This is a genomic window from Streptomyces mirabilis (assembly GCF_039503195.1).
Taxonomy (GTDB): Bacteria; Actinomycetota; Actinomycetes; order Streptomycetales; family Streptomycetaceae; genus Streptomyces; species Streptomyces mirabilis_D.
This window is the reverse complement of record NZ_JBCJKP010000001.1, coordinates 6,432,126-6,446,477: the sequence shown is the minus strand read 5'-3', so window position 1 is coordinate 6,446,477 and position 14,352 is coordinate 6,432,126. Positions and strand designations below refer to the sequence as shown.

The 14,352-nt window shown below is 70.7% G+C and carries 11 protein-coding genes; 4 read left to right on the top strand and 7 right to left on the bottom strand.

What is annotated here, in order from left to right:
- Positions 1 to 15: 15 nt before the first annotated feature.
- The 4 genes from AAFF41_RS29785 to AAFF41_RS29770 form a co-directional block, all read right to left on the bottom strand.
- On the bottom strand, positions 16 to 1,407 hold the full coding sequence (locus tag AAFF41_RS29785; RefSeq protein WP_319751473.1) for an NAD(P)/FAD-dependent oxidoreductase: 1,392 nt from the start codon (positions 1,405 to 1,407) through the stop codon (positions 16 to 18).
- Positions 1,404 to 1,631, bottom strand: coding sequence for a ferredoxin (locus tag AAFF41_RS29780; protein ID WP_319751474.1), 228 nt, complete (start codon positions 1,629 to 1,631; stop codon positions 1,404 to 1,406). Before AAFF41_RS29780 ends, AAFF41_RS29785 begins: the two co-directional genes overlap by 4 nt.
- Positions 1,632 to 1,949: 318 nt before the next feature.
- Complete coding sequence (locus AAFF41_RS29775; RefSeq protein WP_343324905.1) at positions 1,950 to 2,480, bottom strand: hypothetical protein; 531 nt, start codon at positions 2,478 to 2,480, stop codon at positions 1,950 to 1,952.
- A 488-nt stretch (positions 2,481 to 2,968) separates the two neighbouring features.
- Positions 2,969 to 4,600: a multicopper oxidase family protein gene (locus AAFF41_RS29770; protein WP_319751476.1), complete on the bottom strand. Its 1,632-nt coding sequence runs from the start codon at positions 4,598 to 4,600 to the stop codon at positions 2,969 to 2,971.
- Between the two features lie 132 nt (positions 4,601 to 4,732).
- Between AAFF41_RS29770 and AAFF41_RS29765 the strand changes: the two genes are divergently transcribed.
- The 3 genes from AAFF41_RS29765 to AAFF41_RS29755 all read left to right on the top strand — a co-directional run bounded on the left by AAFF41_RS29765 (position 4,733) and on the right by AAFF41_RS29755 (position 7,907).
- A complete protein-coding gene (locus AAFF41_RS29765) occupies positions 4,733 to 5,794 on the top strand; it encodes an iron-siderophore ABC transporter substrate-binding protein (RefSeq protein WP_343324904.1) in 1,062 nt (353 codons plus the stop codon).
- A 62-nt stretch (positions 5,795 to 5,856) separates the two neighbouring features.
- Complete coding sequence (locus AAFF41_RS29760; protein WP_319751577.1) at positions 5,857 to 6,825, top strand: FecCD family ABC transporter permease; 969 nt, start codon at positions 5,857 to 5,859, stop codon at positions 6,823 to 6,825.
- Positions 6,822 to 7,907 carry a FecCD family ABC transporter permease gene (locus AAFF41_RS29755; RefSeq protein WP_343324903.1) on the top strand — a complete coding sequence of 362 codons (1,086 nt, stop codon included), beginning with the start codon at positions 6,822 to 6,824 and terminating at the stop codon, positions 7,905 to 7,907. Before AAFF41_RS29760 ends, AAFF41_RS29755 begins: the two co-directional genes overlap by 4 nt.
- A gap of 81 nt (positions 7,908 to 7,988) precedes the next feature.
- On the opposite strand, the gene AAFF41_RS29750 is transcribed toward AAFF41_RS29755, so the two are convergent.
- On the bottom strand, positions 7,989 to 9,029 hold the full coding sequence (locus tag AAFF41_RS29750; protein ID WP_319751479.1) for an NAD(P)-dependent alcohol dehydrogenase: 1,041 nt from the start codon (positions 9,027 to 9,029) through the stop codon (positions 7,989 to 7,991).
- A 175-nt stretch (positions 9,030 to 9,204) separates the two neighbouring features.
- Between AAFF41_RS29750 and AAFF41_RS29745 the strand changes: the two genes are divergently transcribed.
- Positions 9,205 to 10,095: a helix-turn-helix domain-containing protein gene (locus tag AAFF41_RS29745; RefSeq protein ID WP_319751480.1), complete on the top strand. Its 891-nt coding sequence runs from the start codon at positions 9,205 to 9,207 to the stop codon at positions 10,093 to 10,095.
- 27 nt (positions 10,096 to 10,122) lie between these two features.
- On the opposite strand, the gene AAFF41_RS29740 is transcribed toward AAFF41_RS29745, so the two are convergent.
- Positions 10,123 to 10,893: a group II truncated hemoglobin gene (locus AAFF41_RS29740; RefSeq protein ID WP_319751481.1), complete on the bottom strand. Its 771-nt coding sequence runs from the start codon at positions 10,891 to 10,893 to the stop codon at positions 10,123 to 10,125.
- Between the two features lie 90 nt (positions 10,894 to 10,983).
- Positions 10,984 to 14,256, bottom strand: a complete 3,273-nt coding sequence (locus AAFF41_RS29735; protein WP_343326375.1) for a S8 family peptidase — start codon at positions 14,254 to 14,256, stop codon at positions 10,984 to 10,986.
- Between the last annotated feature and the right edge of the window lie 96 nt (positions 14,257 to 14,352).

Genomic DNA, 14,352 nt, shown 5'->3' with positions numbered 1-14,352 from the left:
CCTGCCTGTTCCCTCCTAGCGGTGCTGCCGCATGGCGGTGACGCGCCGCTCGCCGGGGTCATGGCCGGTGACGACCACCGTGGCGCCCTGGGCGAGCAGGGTGGGGCCGGGGAAGTCGACGGGCACCGGTTTCGCGTCGAGGGGCTGGTCGGGCGTGGGGCAGGGGGGCGGGAAGGGCGCGGCCCTCTCGATCAGCTGCCGGTAGTGGTCCAGCCACTTCGCGTTGTTGAAACTGACGGCGGCGGTGACGCGCCCCTGGTACCCGTATGCGGCGACAAAGCGGTGGTCGGCCACGGATCCCTGGGTGACGACGACCTCGTCGGCGTAGGTCGGTACACCGACGGACTTGATGTTGACGCCGAACTGGATCGACCAGAACGTCGGGATGGACAGGTGCGGCCAGCGGTTCGCCTGGGTGCTGACCATGTTGTGCGCGGCGATCTCGGCCTGCTCCACGGCGTTGGCCCAGTGCTCCAGCGAGATGAACCGGTACTCGTACATCGGGTTGGGGCTGCGTGCCACGTCTCCGGCGACGAAGATGTCGTCGGTGACCAGGCCGTTGAGGTCGAAGGCGCGGCAGCCCGCGTCGCAAGCGACTCCCCATACGCCCACCGCCAGTCCCGAGTCGCGCAGCCACTCGGTGTTGCGGATGCCCCCGAGCGCGACCACCACCACGTCGGCGTCGACCGTACTGCCGTCGGAGAAGTGGGCGCGGCGAACCCGCCCCTGCGCGTCGCCCTCCAGCTGGGTGACCTTGACACCGCAGCGCAGGTCGACGCCGTGGGCGCGCTGCATGTCCGCCGCGATCTCGCCGATCATGGCGCCGAGTCCCCCGACCAGTGGGGACGGCGCGAGTTCGGCGACGGTCACCGGGATGTCGCGCTCGCGGCAGACGGAGGCGATCTCGGAGCCGGTGAAGCCCGCACCGATGATCAGTACCCGGGAGGGCCCGGCGGCGACCGCCCGCTGCAGGCCGGCCGCGTCCTCGCGCGTGCGGACCACGAAGACTCCGTCCAGGGCCGCCTCGGCCTCGACGGGCCAGGGCCGGGCCCGTACGCCGGTGGAGATCAGCATGCGGTCGAAGGGCACCGTGCGGCCGTCGGCGAGCCGCACATGGTTGTTCGCCAGGTCCAGTCCGTCGGCGGGGACGCCCAGGAGCCACTCCGCGTCGATGTCACGACGCCGTGGCAGGGTGGTGCCGTCGGCCGGCACCCATCCGGTCAGTACCTGCTTGGACAGTGGGGGGCGGTCGTAGGGCTCCCCCAGCTCGTCACCGATCATGGTCAGCTTCCCGGTGAACCCCTCGTCGCGCAGGGCCTCCGCGGCGCGCAGTCCCGCCAGTGACGCCCCGACGATCACGACGCGGCCGTCGCGCTTGAACCCCTGCAGGGTGTCCGCAGTGCTCATGACGGCGACGTCCCCACCGGCGCGTCCCGGCCCTCCAGCTGGTCGACCAGAATGGCCTGGAGGGGGCAGGCCGCCGCGGCGCGCAACACCTGGTGGCGCTGGGCGTCGTCGGGGTTCGAGGAGTACATCAGCGCTTCCTCGCCGTGCATCCGGAACGCGTCCGGGGCCAGGAACGCGCACTGCGCATACCCCTGGCACCGGGAAAGATCAACGACAACTCTCATCCCGACCTCCATTGCAGGGACCGCGAAGCCGCGGGTCCTGAGGCAGCACTCCTACGGCGTCCGAAGCGCGAGGCACGCCTTCTTCGAAGAAAGGAGTCGGCAGGTTTCCGCAGGAAGAATCGATCATCGCGAATGAGGCCTCGGCGTCTGCAAAACCGCCCGGAGAACCTGACCTTGCCGTCAAAAGCGTATCCCCCGTGCACGCCGTCCGCACGGTGAGGATTCAGGAGGTGAGGATTCAGGAGGTGGGGATTCAGGAGGTGGGGATTCAGGAATACGTCGACCGCACACCGACCGGCCGCACGATGTGGGCGGGCCTCAGAACACCTCGGTCATCCCCGCCACTCCGCCGATGAACGCGCTGAGCAGCATCAAGGCGCCCAGCGCACCGAGCAGCACCAGCAGCCCGCGCGGTACTCGACGCGCACCGCCCTTGCCGCAGACGACCAGAATCCCCAGCAGCAGCACCATCAGGCCGAGCAGGGAAATCGCCAGCCAGCCGAACGAGGACGCGGTGCCCGTCTGCTCGTATCCCCCGGAGGCCACCCGCTGCAACGCGACCGTGTCGCCGACGGGCAGGTTCTTGCCGATCGAGGCGTTCGGGTCGACGACGGTGCCGTCGGAGGAGCGGAAGATGCCACTGCAGTGCGGATACCGGTGGCCCCCGACGTGTTCCCAGGCGCACGCTTCGACCCGGAGATGCCCCGGGGTGCCGGCCAGGCCCGTGGCGTAGGCGAAATGCGTTCCGGCGAACCAGGTCAGCCCGATGCCCGCGGCCACGAGAACGACGACCATGACCGCCGGACGGCCTGCCCGAACTCTTTCCCCGCGCCGACCCCAGCCGTTCATCCGCTCTCCCCGAGAGTGCCCGCCCGAAACAACGCCCCGGTCGCCCCGGTCGCCCCGGCCGTCCCAAGCTACGCCTGGGTCACGACGTCGCTGCCGGGAGTCGTGCCCGGGAGCAGGCCGTCGTGGTCGGCGAGGTCGCGCGTACCGGCGACGGCGGCGTCCGTCGGGTCGGCCGACTGCGTCAAGGGTGCGTCGGCGCAGCGGTGTTCATCCCCTCCCCCGGCCTTCGGCCGAACCGCTTCCTCCGACACCCGAGCCGAAGCGCCGCTGGTGGCAGCGCCGCGGCTGATGCACGGAGGACGCGGTGGGCGGGCGGGCCCGCCCGCGGCTCGGGGCGGGGAAGGCACCTGCCGCTCGGGCACCTCGCCCGGGTCCTCGGCGAGCGCTTCGACGCGCCGATCGACTTCGGCGGCCTGCGCGGCTACCGCGTCTCCCTCCCCGAGCGGGGTTTCGCATGATCAGGTGACAACCCGTCGGTGGCTGGTGCCTCACTTCCGGTAGCCGAGGATCGTCATCATGCCGGACTCCGAGTGGTACTGGTTGTGGCAGTGGAGCATCCACAGGCCCGGGTTGTCGGCGTAGAAGTCGACGACGAGTTTGTGGTGCGGCACCACGTGGGCGGTGTCCTTGCGGGCACCGACCACGCCGAAGCCGGTGAGGGCGAAGGTGTGGCCGTGCAGGTGCATGGGGTGCCACATGTCGGTGGCGTTGATGAGGGTCAGGCGGATCCGTTCGCCGTAGCTGACCGGGTGGCGTTGCTCGACGGAGTACGGCCGGTGGTCGAAGGCCCAGTCGAACTTCTTCATCCCGCCGGTCAGCCTGATGCGCAGCTCGCGGTCCGGTTCGTCGTCGGTGAGGGCCACCGAGTCGTCCGGCACGAGGCGTCTGGCCGGGACGAGCTTGCCGTCGAGTTCGTCCGGGTGCACGGAGGGGCGGGGAATGTCCCCACCGCCGGTACGCAGGACGGCCAGGGCCCTGGCGTTCTTGCCCTCGGCGAGCGCGACCAGAGGGAACACCCCGTCCTTGGCGGTGATCAGCACGTCGTAGCGTTCGGCCATGCCGAGCAGCAGCGCGTCCGTCTGCGTGTGCTCGACGGGGTAGCCGTCCGTGTGCGTGATGGTCATCTCGTGGCCGCCCAGCGCCACCCGGAAGGCCGTTTCGGCGCCGGCGTTGATGATCCGCAGCCGGATACGGTCCCCCTTACGGGCCCGGAAGACCGAAGGAGCCTTCGGGAGACGGCCGTTGACCAGGTAGAACGGGTAGTCGACGCTGCCTCCCTCGCTGTGCAGGATGCGGCTGTGGGAGTTCCGCAGGACGCGGGAGGGGCCGTGGGGCTTCTCGTGGGCGGCCTTGTCATGGGCCTTGCCCCCGGGTTCGTCGTCCTCACCCATGCCCATGCCCGTCGCCATGCCCTTGCCGTCGAGCAGCTGTGCGAGCACCCCGTCGGGGGTGGAGCCGGCCACGCCGTCCACCCAGTCGTCCAGGATGACGACCCACTCCTTGTCGTAGGACAACGGCTCCCTGGGGTCCTCGACGATCAGCGGGGCGTACAGGCCGCGGTCGAGCTGCAGCCCCGAGTGCGAGTGCAGCCAGTACGTGCCCGGGTGGTCCACGGCGAAGCGGTAGTTGAAGTCGTCGCCGGGCCTGATGGGGTGCTGGGTCAGGCCGGGTACTCCGTCCATGTCGCAGCGCATGCGGACACCGTGCGAGTGCAGTGTCGTGGACACGGGCAGATGGTTGGTCAGGTTGAGATCGAGGATGTCGCCCGATTTGATCCGCACCTCCCTGCCGGGCAGCGAGTCGCCGTACGCCCATGATCTGACGGTCCGTCCACCCAGGTCGAGGGTGGTCTCGGCGGCCGTGAGCCTGAACGAGCGAACGGGGCCGGACCCGCGTTTCCTCTCGACGGCGAGGACCTCGGGATCGGACGGGTTCACGTACCCCTTGGGCCCCCTGGGGACGAAGGGTCTGCCGCCGTGGCTGCTCCCCTGGTGCTCGCCGGGGCCGGGGTGCGAGCCAGGTCCGGAGGGAGAGTCGGACCCGGAGCAGCCGGCCAGGAGTCCCGAGCCGGCGGCCGCGATCGAGGCACCGAGCACGGTGCGCCGCGTAGGTGAGTGCATGAATGAATAACACACGTTTTACGCTGATATGTCCTCGAACCCGGCACGGCGTGTCCCCCATCGGAGCAGACCCCGTCACCCCGAAACAGCGACTAAGGTTAGGCTTACCTCATCGATTGATCGGAGTATTTCGTGCGCACCTTGGGGTCGAAGGCCGTCCTGGCGGTTGCCGTCGTCGGCGGTCTGCTGGCCGGATGTTCGTCCGGGAGCGGGGACGGCGACAACGGCTCCGCGCAGAGCAGGAACACCTCCAGCGGCGACCGCAATCTGGTGAGCGGGGCCTCCGAGGGCCCCGCCGTCGCCCCCAGCGCCGTCGCCGCCGGGATGGGCGCGGGCAGCGCCAAGGACGGCGAATTCCCTCGGACCGTCGGGCACTTCGAGGGCAGGACGGAGATCAGGAGCGCGCCCAAGAAGATCGCCGCGCTCAGCACCGGTCAGCTGGACGACCTGCTGACCCTGGGCATCGTGCCGACCGTGACGACCCGCGCGGACAACGCCGGGCCGGCGCCGGACTATCTGAACGACGCCTTCCCCGCGTACAAGAAGCAGTTGTCGGCCATGACCGACGCGGGGACCCGCACCGCGCCCAACCTGGAGACGCTCGCCGCCACCAAGCCCGATCTGATCCTGATCAACGACTCGCTCGGCGACCTCTACCCGAAGCTGTCGAAGATCGCGCCCACCGTCGTGACGGCCGGCAACGGCATCAACTGGAAGCGGGATCTGCTCCTCGTCGGTGACGCGGTCGGCAAGGGAGACAAGGCGCAGGAACTGCTCGACGGCATCGTGAGCGACGCCGCCACGCGGGGGAAGCAGCTCGGCGATCCCGCCGTGTCCATGGTGCGGTTCACGCCGGACCGGACGCGGATGTTCGGCGTGTCGTCGTTCACCGGCTCCATCGCCGTCGACATGGGGCTCTCCCGGCCCAAGTCGCAGCAGTTCACGGCGATTTCGCAGGACATCGGGGCGGAGAGCATCGATGTCGCGGACGGGGACTGGATCTTCTACTCCGTGCAGGGCGACGCCTCCAGGACCGACGCGGGCAGCGTGCTCGCCGGGCCCCTGTGGAAGTCGATGAAGGCGGTCAAGGCCGGGCACGCGGTGAAGGTCGACGACGACCCCTGGTACCTCAACGCCGGCCCCACCGCCGCCCGGCTCGTCGTGCGACAGCTCGCGGACACCCTCGGCAAGTGACCGGTCCCACGTCCGTCGCGCGCCGCACGTCCGCCCCGACGGGCGCGCGGCGTGCGACCTGGCTGGGTGTGGCCCTCCTCCTCGCCGTCACCGCCGCCGCCCTCAGCCTCGCCGTCGGCACCCGCCCCGTCCCGCTGTCCGCCGTCCTCGACGCGCTGGTGCACGGCGGGAGTTCACCGGACGCTCTGGTCGTACGGTCGCTGCGGGTGCCGCGGACCGCGATCGGACTGACCGCCGGTGCCGCCCTCGGACTCTCGGGGGCTGCACTCCAGGCGGTCACCCGCAATCCGCTCGCCGACCCCGGCATCCTCGGGCTCAGTCAGGGCGCGGCGGCCGGTGTCGTGTTCGCCATCGCGCTCGGCTGGGCGAACGGCTTCGACGGGTACGTCTGGTACGCCTTCACCGGCGCGGTCCTCGCCGCCTGCGTCGTGTACGCCATCGCCTCGCGCGGACGCGGCGGCGCCTCCCCGGTGAAGCTGGCGCTCGCCGGCACCGCCCTGTCGGCGATGACGGCGGGAGCCACGACCGTGGTCCTCACTTCGAGTTCGGCCACGCTGGACCAGTTCCGGTTCTGGCAGGTGGGCGCGCTCAGCGGGCGCGACGCGGCAACCGTGGGGCGCATGCTGCCCTTCCTCGCCGCCGGTGCGTTGCTCGTGCTGGCCTGCGCCCGCGGCCTGGACGCACTCGCGCTCGGCGACGACACCGCACGGGCACTCGGCCACCGCGTCACGCTCGTACGGGGCTGTGCGGCGCTCGGCGCGACCGTGCTCACCGCGGCCGCGGTCGCCGCCACGGGCCCCATCGCCTTCGTCGGCCTCGCCGTCCCCCACCTCGCCCGCCGACTGGTCAACGGCGGCCACCGCTGGACCCTTCCCCTCTCCGCGCTCCTCGGCGCCGCCCTGCTGCTCGTCGCGGACGTGGCGGGCCGGGTGGTACGCGCCCCGGCGGAAGTGCCGGCCGGGGTCATGACCGCGCTGGTCGGCGTGCCGGTCCTGGTCGTACTCCTCCGACGCAAGGGCATGGCCTCGTGACCACAGCACCCACGACATCCACCGGGCCCACCACGAGCCGCACCCCGTACCCGCACTCGGCCGGGCTCTCCGTGCTCCGCCACCGGCGCCTCTCCCTCCTGCTGCACCGGCGCGCCGCCGTCGTCGTCACCGTCCTCCTCCTGCTCCTCGCGGGCGTGATGCTGCTCGCGGCGTGCGTCGGGCAGACGTATGTCCCGCCGGGCGAGGTCTGGCGGGTGCTGCGCGGCCACGGCGGCCCCTACGACCTGGTCGTCGGCGAACTGCGGGTCCCGCGGATCGTGCTCGGCGCGCTGGTCGGGGCGGCACTCGGGCTCTCCGGGGCGCTCGTACAGACCGTGACGCGCAACCCGCTGGCCAGCCCGGACGTCATCGGCGTCGGGCACGGGGCCGCCGCCGCGACCGTACTGGCGCTGGCCGCCGGAACCGTCGCCTCCCCCGGCGCGCTGCCGGCCGTCGCCGTCACCGGCGGACTCGCCGCCGCCGCCCTGGTGTCCGTACTGGCCTGGCGGCACGGAATGCAGCCGAGCCGGTTCGTCCTGACGGGGGTGGGCATCGGTGTCGCCCTCTCCGCCGTCGTCCAGCTCTACCTCACCGACAGCGAACTGGCCGCCGCCGAGCAGGTCAAGCTGTGGCTGACGGGCAGTCTGAACGGGCGCGGCTGGGAGCAGGCGGGGCCCCTCGCCCGGGTCCTCCTCCTCTCGCTGCCCGCCCTGGTGTGGGCGAGCCGAGCGCTGCGCCCGCTCGGCCTGGACGCCGACACGGCCGCCGCGCTCGGCGTCCGCGTGCAGCGCACCCAGCTCGGCCTGACCGTGCTCGGGGTGGTGCTCGCCGCGGTCGCGACCGGCGCGGCGGGCCCGATCGGCTTCGTCGCCCTCACCGGCCCCCAACTGGCCCGCCGCCTCACGCGCACCCCGCACCTCCCGCTCGCCGCCTCCGCCCTGACGGGCGCGCTGATCGTGGTCGGCGCCGACCTGGTGGCCCGCACACTGGTGCCGCCGCTGGAGATCCCGGTCGGGGCGCTCACGTCCTTGGTGGGCGGTCCCTATCTGCTCTGGCTGTTGGGCAGGTCGGGCCGCCGCTGACGGGATCGCTGTACGCACGGTGGAAACACCGAGGGCGCCGACCGGTCGTACGACCGGTCGGCGCCCTCCGAACGCCTGCGACTAGATGGTGGCGGTGTCGATCACGAAGCGGTAGCGGACGTCGCTCGCCAGCACCCGCTCGTAGGCGTCGTTGATCTCGGACGCGCTGATCAGCTCGATCTCGGCACCGAAGCCGTGCTCGGCGCAGAAGTCCAGCATCTCCTGGGTCTCCTGGATGCCGCCGATACCGGAACCGGCGAGGGTCTTGCGACCGCCGATCACGGAGAAGAGGTTGAGCTTGACGGGCTCCTCCGGGGCGCCCACGTTCACGAAGGCGCCGTCCGTCTTCAGCAGGGACAGGTAGGCGTCCAGGTCCAGCGGGGCGGACACGGTCGACAGGATCAGGTCGAAGGTGCCGCGCAGTTCCTCGAAGGTCTTCGGGTCGCTGGTGGCGTAGTAGTGGTCGGCACCCAGCTTCAGCCCGTCGTCCTTCTTGCGCAGGGACTGCGACAGGACGGTCACCTCGGCACCGAGCGCGTCCGCGATCTTGACGCCCATGTGGCCGAGGCCTCCCATGCCGAGGATCGCGACCTTCTTGCCGGGGCCGGCGTTCCAGTGCTTGAGCGGGGAGTACGTGGTGATGCCGGCGCAGAGCAGCGGCGCGGCCACGTCGAGGGAGATGCCGTCGGGGATACGGACGGTGTAGTTCTCGTCGACGACGATCTTCTCGGAGTAGCCGCCGTAGGTCGGCTCGCCGTTCTTGTCGAGGGCGTTGTACGTGCCGACGCCGCCTCCGGTGCAGTACTGCTCCAGGCCGGCCTTGCAGTTGTCGCACTCGCGGCAGGAGTCGACGAGACAGCCGACGCCCACGCGGTCGCCGACCTCGAACTTGGTGACACCGGAGCCGACCTCGGAGACGATGCCGGCGATCTCGTGACCCGGCACCATCGGGAAGATCGCCTCGCCCCAGCCCTCCCGGGCCTGGTGGATGTCCGAGTGGCAGATACCGGCGAACTTGATGTCGATCAGGACGTCGAACTCACCGACCGGGCGGCGCTCGATGGTGGTGCGCTCCAGCGGAGCCTTGGCGGCGGGAGCGGCGTACGCAGCAACAGTGGTCATGCCGGGGGTTCTCCTAAGGAGTGGTATGTCCTGTGCCCCGCTGCCTTCGGCCGGGCACGCTGTACAGCCTGCCCCAGCGGAGAGCCTTCACCCAGGCCACGGCTTTGCGTACGTCCGCTGGTCCTACTACTGGCGGGGTCAGGTTCACCGGCGTACGACCGTGAATACTGGACGTATGGACGAACAGCCCTCCCCGCCCCTGGACCGGCGTGCCGAGCTCAGCGAGTTTCTGCGCACCCGCCGGGCCCGGCTGAAGCCGGAGGACGTGGGGCTGCCCGACTTCGGCCGGCACCGCCGGGTACCCGGGCTGCGGCGCGAGGAGCTGGCGCAGCTGGCCGGGGTGTCCGTGGCGTACTACACGCGCCTGGAACAGGGCAACGGACGGAACGTGTCGGCGGAGGTGCTCGACGCGATCGCCCGCGCCCTGCGCCTGACGGACGCCGAGCACGCGCATCTCACGCACCTCGCGAAGCCCAAGGCGCACAAGAAGAGGCAGCCGGCACGGCCGCAGCAGGTACGGGGCGCGCTGCGGCAGCTGCTGGACTCGATGGACGGCGTCCCCGCGTACATCAGCGGGCGACGCTCGGACATCCTGGTCTGGAACCGGATGGCGGCGGCCGTGTTCGGTGACTGGTCGGAGCTGGCGCCGCAGGAGCGGAACTGGGCGCGGCTGGTGTTCCTGAAGCCCGAGTACCGCGATCTGTACGTGGACTGGGAGCAGAAGGCGATCGACATCGTCTGTCTGCTGCGCATGGACGCGGGCTGTCACCCGGACGACCCGCGACTCTCGGCCCTGGTCGGCGAGCTCTCGGTGAAGAGCGAGGACTTCCGGCGGCTGTGGGCCACGCACGACGTGAAGGAGAAGAGCCACGGGGTGAAGCGGTTGCGGCATCCGCTGGTGGGTGATCTCTCCCTCCAGTACGAGTCGTTCCGGCTGCCCGACGACAGCGAACAGTCGCTGGTCACCTACCACGCGGAGCCGGGGTCCGCCTCTGCGGAGGCGCTGCGGTTGCTGGCCAGCTGGGGCACGGACGCGACCCGCGCGGGCGCGACGACGCCCCAGTAGCCCCGCCCGCGCCCCTGAAAGCCCCGGTCAGGGCTGGTACGGCGGGGCCGCTCCCCATGTCCACCTCGGTACCGGTTGGTCGCCCGGAGGGGTCGCGTCCGGGGCGGAGAAGTGGACGGCCAGCCGTGTGCCCCATTCGGCGTAGGCGAGGAAGGCGGAGCGGAACTCGGCGTCCGTGGGCAGGCCCGCGTCGTCCGCGGCGTCCTGGAGCAGGTTGACCCACCGGCGTCGCTGCACCTCGGTGATGTTCTTGCCGAGGTGTTTGGCGACCATGTGGCCATGGCCGCCCTGGGCCTCGGAGTAGGCGGGCGGCCCGCCGAAGACCTCGCCGAGCCAGAGGGCGACGTGGACGGCGTGTTCGGGGGCGAGGCCGGAGAAGACCGGTGCGAGGACGTCGTCCTTGAGGACCTTGTCGTAGAAGACCTCGGTGAGGCGGGCGAAGGCCTCGGCGCCCCCGGCCCAGGCGTAGAGGGTGGGGACCGACGCGCCCGGGCCCCGTACCGTCGTCGGCGTGTAGTGGCGCATCTCCTCGATGTAGGGGATGTAGGGCCGGATCTCGGCGAGGAAGGCGGGGAACAGCTCCGACTTCCGGAATCCCTCGACGTGGTCCTCGGTCGAGGTCCAGGTGATGCGCAGGACGAAGTGCTCGAAGTCCTCCTCGCAGCGCGCCAGCTCGTAGTCCACGCAACTCGGCGACGCGGCGAGCTGGGCCGCGGCCCGCGTGTAGGCGGCCAGGAACTCCGCGGACTTCTCCTCGGGAATGCGATACCGGACGTACTCCACGGTCTGGTTGGTCATGGTGCCCACGGAAACACGGACGGCCCGCCGGAAGCTGCTCCTCCGACGGGCCGTTCGCTATCGGCACACTTCACGTGGCCGCGCTACGGATCACTTTCCGTAGTACGCGTTGTAGATCGAGACCGTCGACTTGTTGCCCTGCTTGTCGGTGATCTTCGCGTGGAAGGAGATGCCCATCCCCTTCGCCGGGTTCTTGACGGTGATCTTGCCGTTCTTGACCTTGAGCATCTTCCAGGTCTGGCCGTAGTCGTACGAGACGTAGACGTACAGCGACTTGAGGTTCCTGCCCGCGGCCGAGCCCTGCACGGAGACCGGGATCGTGACCGTCTTGCCGGCCGCGACACGGCTGTCGAGGCCGGTGGTGGCGTTGAAGCGGACCGTGGAGGTGGGCAGCTTGGCGAAGTCGGCCTTCTTGGACTTGAAGGTCCAGCTGACGTCGATCCGCGTGGAGGCCGCGGCGACCTTCACCGTGCGCTTGACCGAGGTCGTGAGCTTGTAGGTGGCCTCGGCGGCCGGGACCTTGAACTCCTTCATCCCGACGAGCGGGTCGTCGTTCGAGGCCACCTTCGCGCCGTTGCGGTACAGCGTCGTCGTCACGGAGGTGTACAGCGAGGAGCCGGGGTGACCGCTCCCGTCGGCGAACAGCGGCAGGTAGCCCGAGATGCTGTTGCCGTCCCGGAAGACGCCGTAGTCCGCGTTGATCTTCGGACCGAAGACGGCCGTGTTGTACGTCCTCGTGTAGCTCTTGCCCGCCATGAGGGTCTGCGGGTAGTCGTCCGTGTAGTAGGCGTCGATGATCGGGGTCCCGGTGGCGTCGACGCCCGCGTCCTGCTCGAGGTCGAACGCCCACTGGACCTTCTCACCGGTCGACACGTACAGCGTGCGCGAGGCCGGCAGCGTCTGGGGGACCCCGACGCTCATGCTGTCGTCGTCGGGCAGGAAGCCGTACGCGGTGACCGCGCCCGTCTTGCCGGAGGCCGCGGCCCCGAGGTTCGCCTTCACCTTGGCCAGCTCGCTCGCCTTGTAGTGCTTGACGTGCGCGCCCTGGAGCTGGGTGGTCCTGGTGCCGGTGAAGGTGTCGTACTCGGTGCCCGCACCCTTGGTCCACTGTCCGGACCAGCTCTGGAAGAGGCCGGAGGAGACCGCCGCGCCGACGTGCGCCACGCGCACGTCCTGGAAGGAGGCCAGGCCGATGCCGATGCCGATGCCGGTGGTGTCGTCGAAGTAGTTGACGAGTGCCGACAGCGGCTTCGCCCCCGCGTCCGGCACCGTGATGTCGGCGCCCTTGGCCGTACGCGCGTCGAGGGTCACCGTGGTGTTCCCGGTGACGCTCAGCCGGGGCTGGATCAGCCAGTCGACCCCGCCCTTCGCCTGGACCAGGTCCTTCACGAAGAGGGAGTTGAGCACGTACTTGCCCTTGGGAACGCGCAGGGTCGCGGTGTCGGCCGTGCTCTGCGACGTGTAGTCCCTGGCCTCGCCGACGCCGGAGTAGCCCGCAAGGTCGGTGAGGTGGGTGGGCGTCTCACCGGCACGGTTGACGTACTTGAGGGTGACGTCGTACGACTCCACCTCGCGCTCGACCGCGACGGCCGTGCGCACGGCCTGGCCGCCGCCGCTCGCCGTCACGTACGCCGAGTACGCGCCGTCGAGGGTTCCCCCGAGCTTCGTGTTCGAGGTGACGTCGACGGAGGCCTTGCCGCCGGCCGGGACGGTGACCGTCTTGGCGCCGAGCGCGAAGAAGCCCGCCGGAGCCGCCTGGCCCTTGGGGTTGGTCGCGGAGATGGCCAGGGTCAGGGTGACGTCCTTCGTACCCAGGTTGCGGTACGTCAGCTGCTTGGTCGTCGCCGTGTCGTCGGTGTGCGGCCACTGCGCCACGCCGAAGCTCACCGAGGACGGGTCGGCGATCACGGTCTGCTTGATCGCCTTGTCGACGGCGATCCGGCCCGAACCCTGCTGGAACGGCGTGTACTTGCCGCCCTTCGCGGAGCCCGTCAGCGCACTCTTGAGCTCGGTGTACGTCCAGTCCGGGTGTTCCTGCTTGAGGATGGCCGCGGCGCCCGCGACGTGCGGGGTCGCCATCGACGTACCGGAAATGGTCAGGTAGCCCGCCGGCTTCTCGCCGACTTCCTGGTCGATGACACTGCCCGGGGCCGCCGCCGCCGTGATGTCCACGCCGGGCGCGGTGACGTCCGGCTTGATGGCGCTGTCGCCGACGCGCGGACCGGTGCTGGAGAAGTCCGCGAGCTTGTCGTTGCCGTCGACGGCGCCGACGGTGAGCGCGGCGTCCGCGCTGCCGGGGGAGCCGATCGACTCGGGGCCCTCGTTGCCCGCCGCGATCGCGAAGAGGATGCCCTTCTCGGCCGAGAGCTTGTTGACCTCGGCCTCCAACGGGTCGATGTCGGGGGTGTCCTGGCCGCCCAGGCTCAGGTTCACGATGTCGGCGCCCTGCTCGGCCGCCCACTCCATGCCCGCGAGGATGCCCGAGTCGTCGCCGCTGCCGGTGTCGTCGAGGACCTTGCCGTTGAGGATCTTCGCGCCGGGCGCGACACCCTTGTACTTGCCGCCCGACTTGGCGCCGGTGCCCGCCGCGATGGACGCGACGTGGGTGCCGTGGCCGAAGTGGTCGGTGGCGTCGGCGGCGGTGGAGAAGTTCTTGGACTCGATCACCTGGGTCTTGAGGTCCGGGTGGCTCGCGTCGACGCCGGTGTCCAGGACGGCGATCTTGACGCCCTTCCCGTCGTATCCGGCCGCCCATGCCGTGGGGGCGCCGATCTGCGGCACGGACGTGTCGAGGCTCGCCTTGCGGACGCCGTCCAGCCAGACGTGCGCGATGCCGGAGGCCGTCTTCCCGTCGTCGGTGACCGCGGACCACAGCTCGGCCGCGTCCCGCTGCGGCGTCTGCACCGCGTCCGCGTTCAGGGCCTTGAGGCTCCTGCGGAGCGTGCCGGCGTCGCGGACCTCGGCCTTGGCGGCCGCCGCGGCTCCCCGGTAGCCGACGATCACCTTCAGGCCCCGCTGCTGGGACTTGCGGACCGCCGCCTTGTTGAGCTCGGTGACATCGAAGAGCCGCCGGTCGAGCTTGCCGCCGGCTATCAGCGCCTGGGCGTCGGCCGGCACCACCAGCGTGTGGCCGTCGGCCTTGCGGATCTGCACGGGCACGTGCTCGCGGCCCTTGGCCCGCTCGAAGCCGACGACGCGCCCCTTGGCGTCGACGACCACGCGGTCACCGGTGATCAGGGTGATGCGGTGCTTGGCCGTGATCCCGGCCGCTTTCCCGGCCGCGGACACGCCCGCGGTGCGCTGCTCCGCTCGCGCCGACGCCGGGCTGGTCATACCCGCCGCCAGCGCCACCGACGCCGCCATGGCGATGGTCGCCGCGCACGCTCTTTTCACTTGTCTGCGCAAGTCTCCCCCTGGAGATCAGGTCCGGACGAATCCCCGTTCATCCGGTCGGGGGAA

Bases quoted from the DNA above. Each gene is read 5' to 3' on its own strand.
- AAFF41_RS29740 (WP_319751481.1), bottom strand. From the start codon at position 10,893: ATGACCAACCAGACCGTGGAGTACGTCCGGTATCGCATTCCCGAGGAG.
- AAFF41_RS29775 (WP_343324905.1), bottom strand. From the start codon at position 2,480: ATGAACGGCTGGGGTCGGCGCGGGGAAAGAGTTCGGGCAGGCCGTCCG.
- AAFF41_RS29785 (WP_319751473.1), bottom strand. From the start codon at position 1,407: ATGAGCACTGCGGACACCCTGCAGGGGTTCAAGCGCGACGGCCGCGTC.
- AAFF41_RS29770 (WP_319751476.1), bottom strand. From the start codon at position 4,600: ATGCACTCACCTACGCGGCGCACCGTGCTCGGTGCCTCGATCGCGGCC.
- AAFF41_RS29735 (WP_343326375.1), bottom strand. From the start codon at position 14,256: ATGGCGGCGTCGGTGGCGCTGGCGGCGGGTATGACCAGCCCGGCGTCG.
- AAFF41_RS29745 (WP_319751480.1), top strand. From the start codon at position 9,205: ATGGACGAACAGCCCTCCCCGCCCCTGGACCGGCGTGCCGAGCTCAGC.
- AAFF41_RS29780 (WP_319751474.1), bottom strand. From the start codon at position 1,631: ATGAGAGTTGTCGTTGATCTTTCCCGGTGCCAGGGGTATGCGCAGTGC.
- AAFF41_RS29750 (WP_319751479.1), bottom strand. From the start codon at position 9,029: ATGACCACTGTTGCTGCGTACGCCGCTCCCGCCGCCAAGGCTCCGCTG.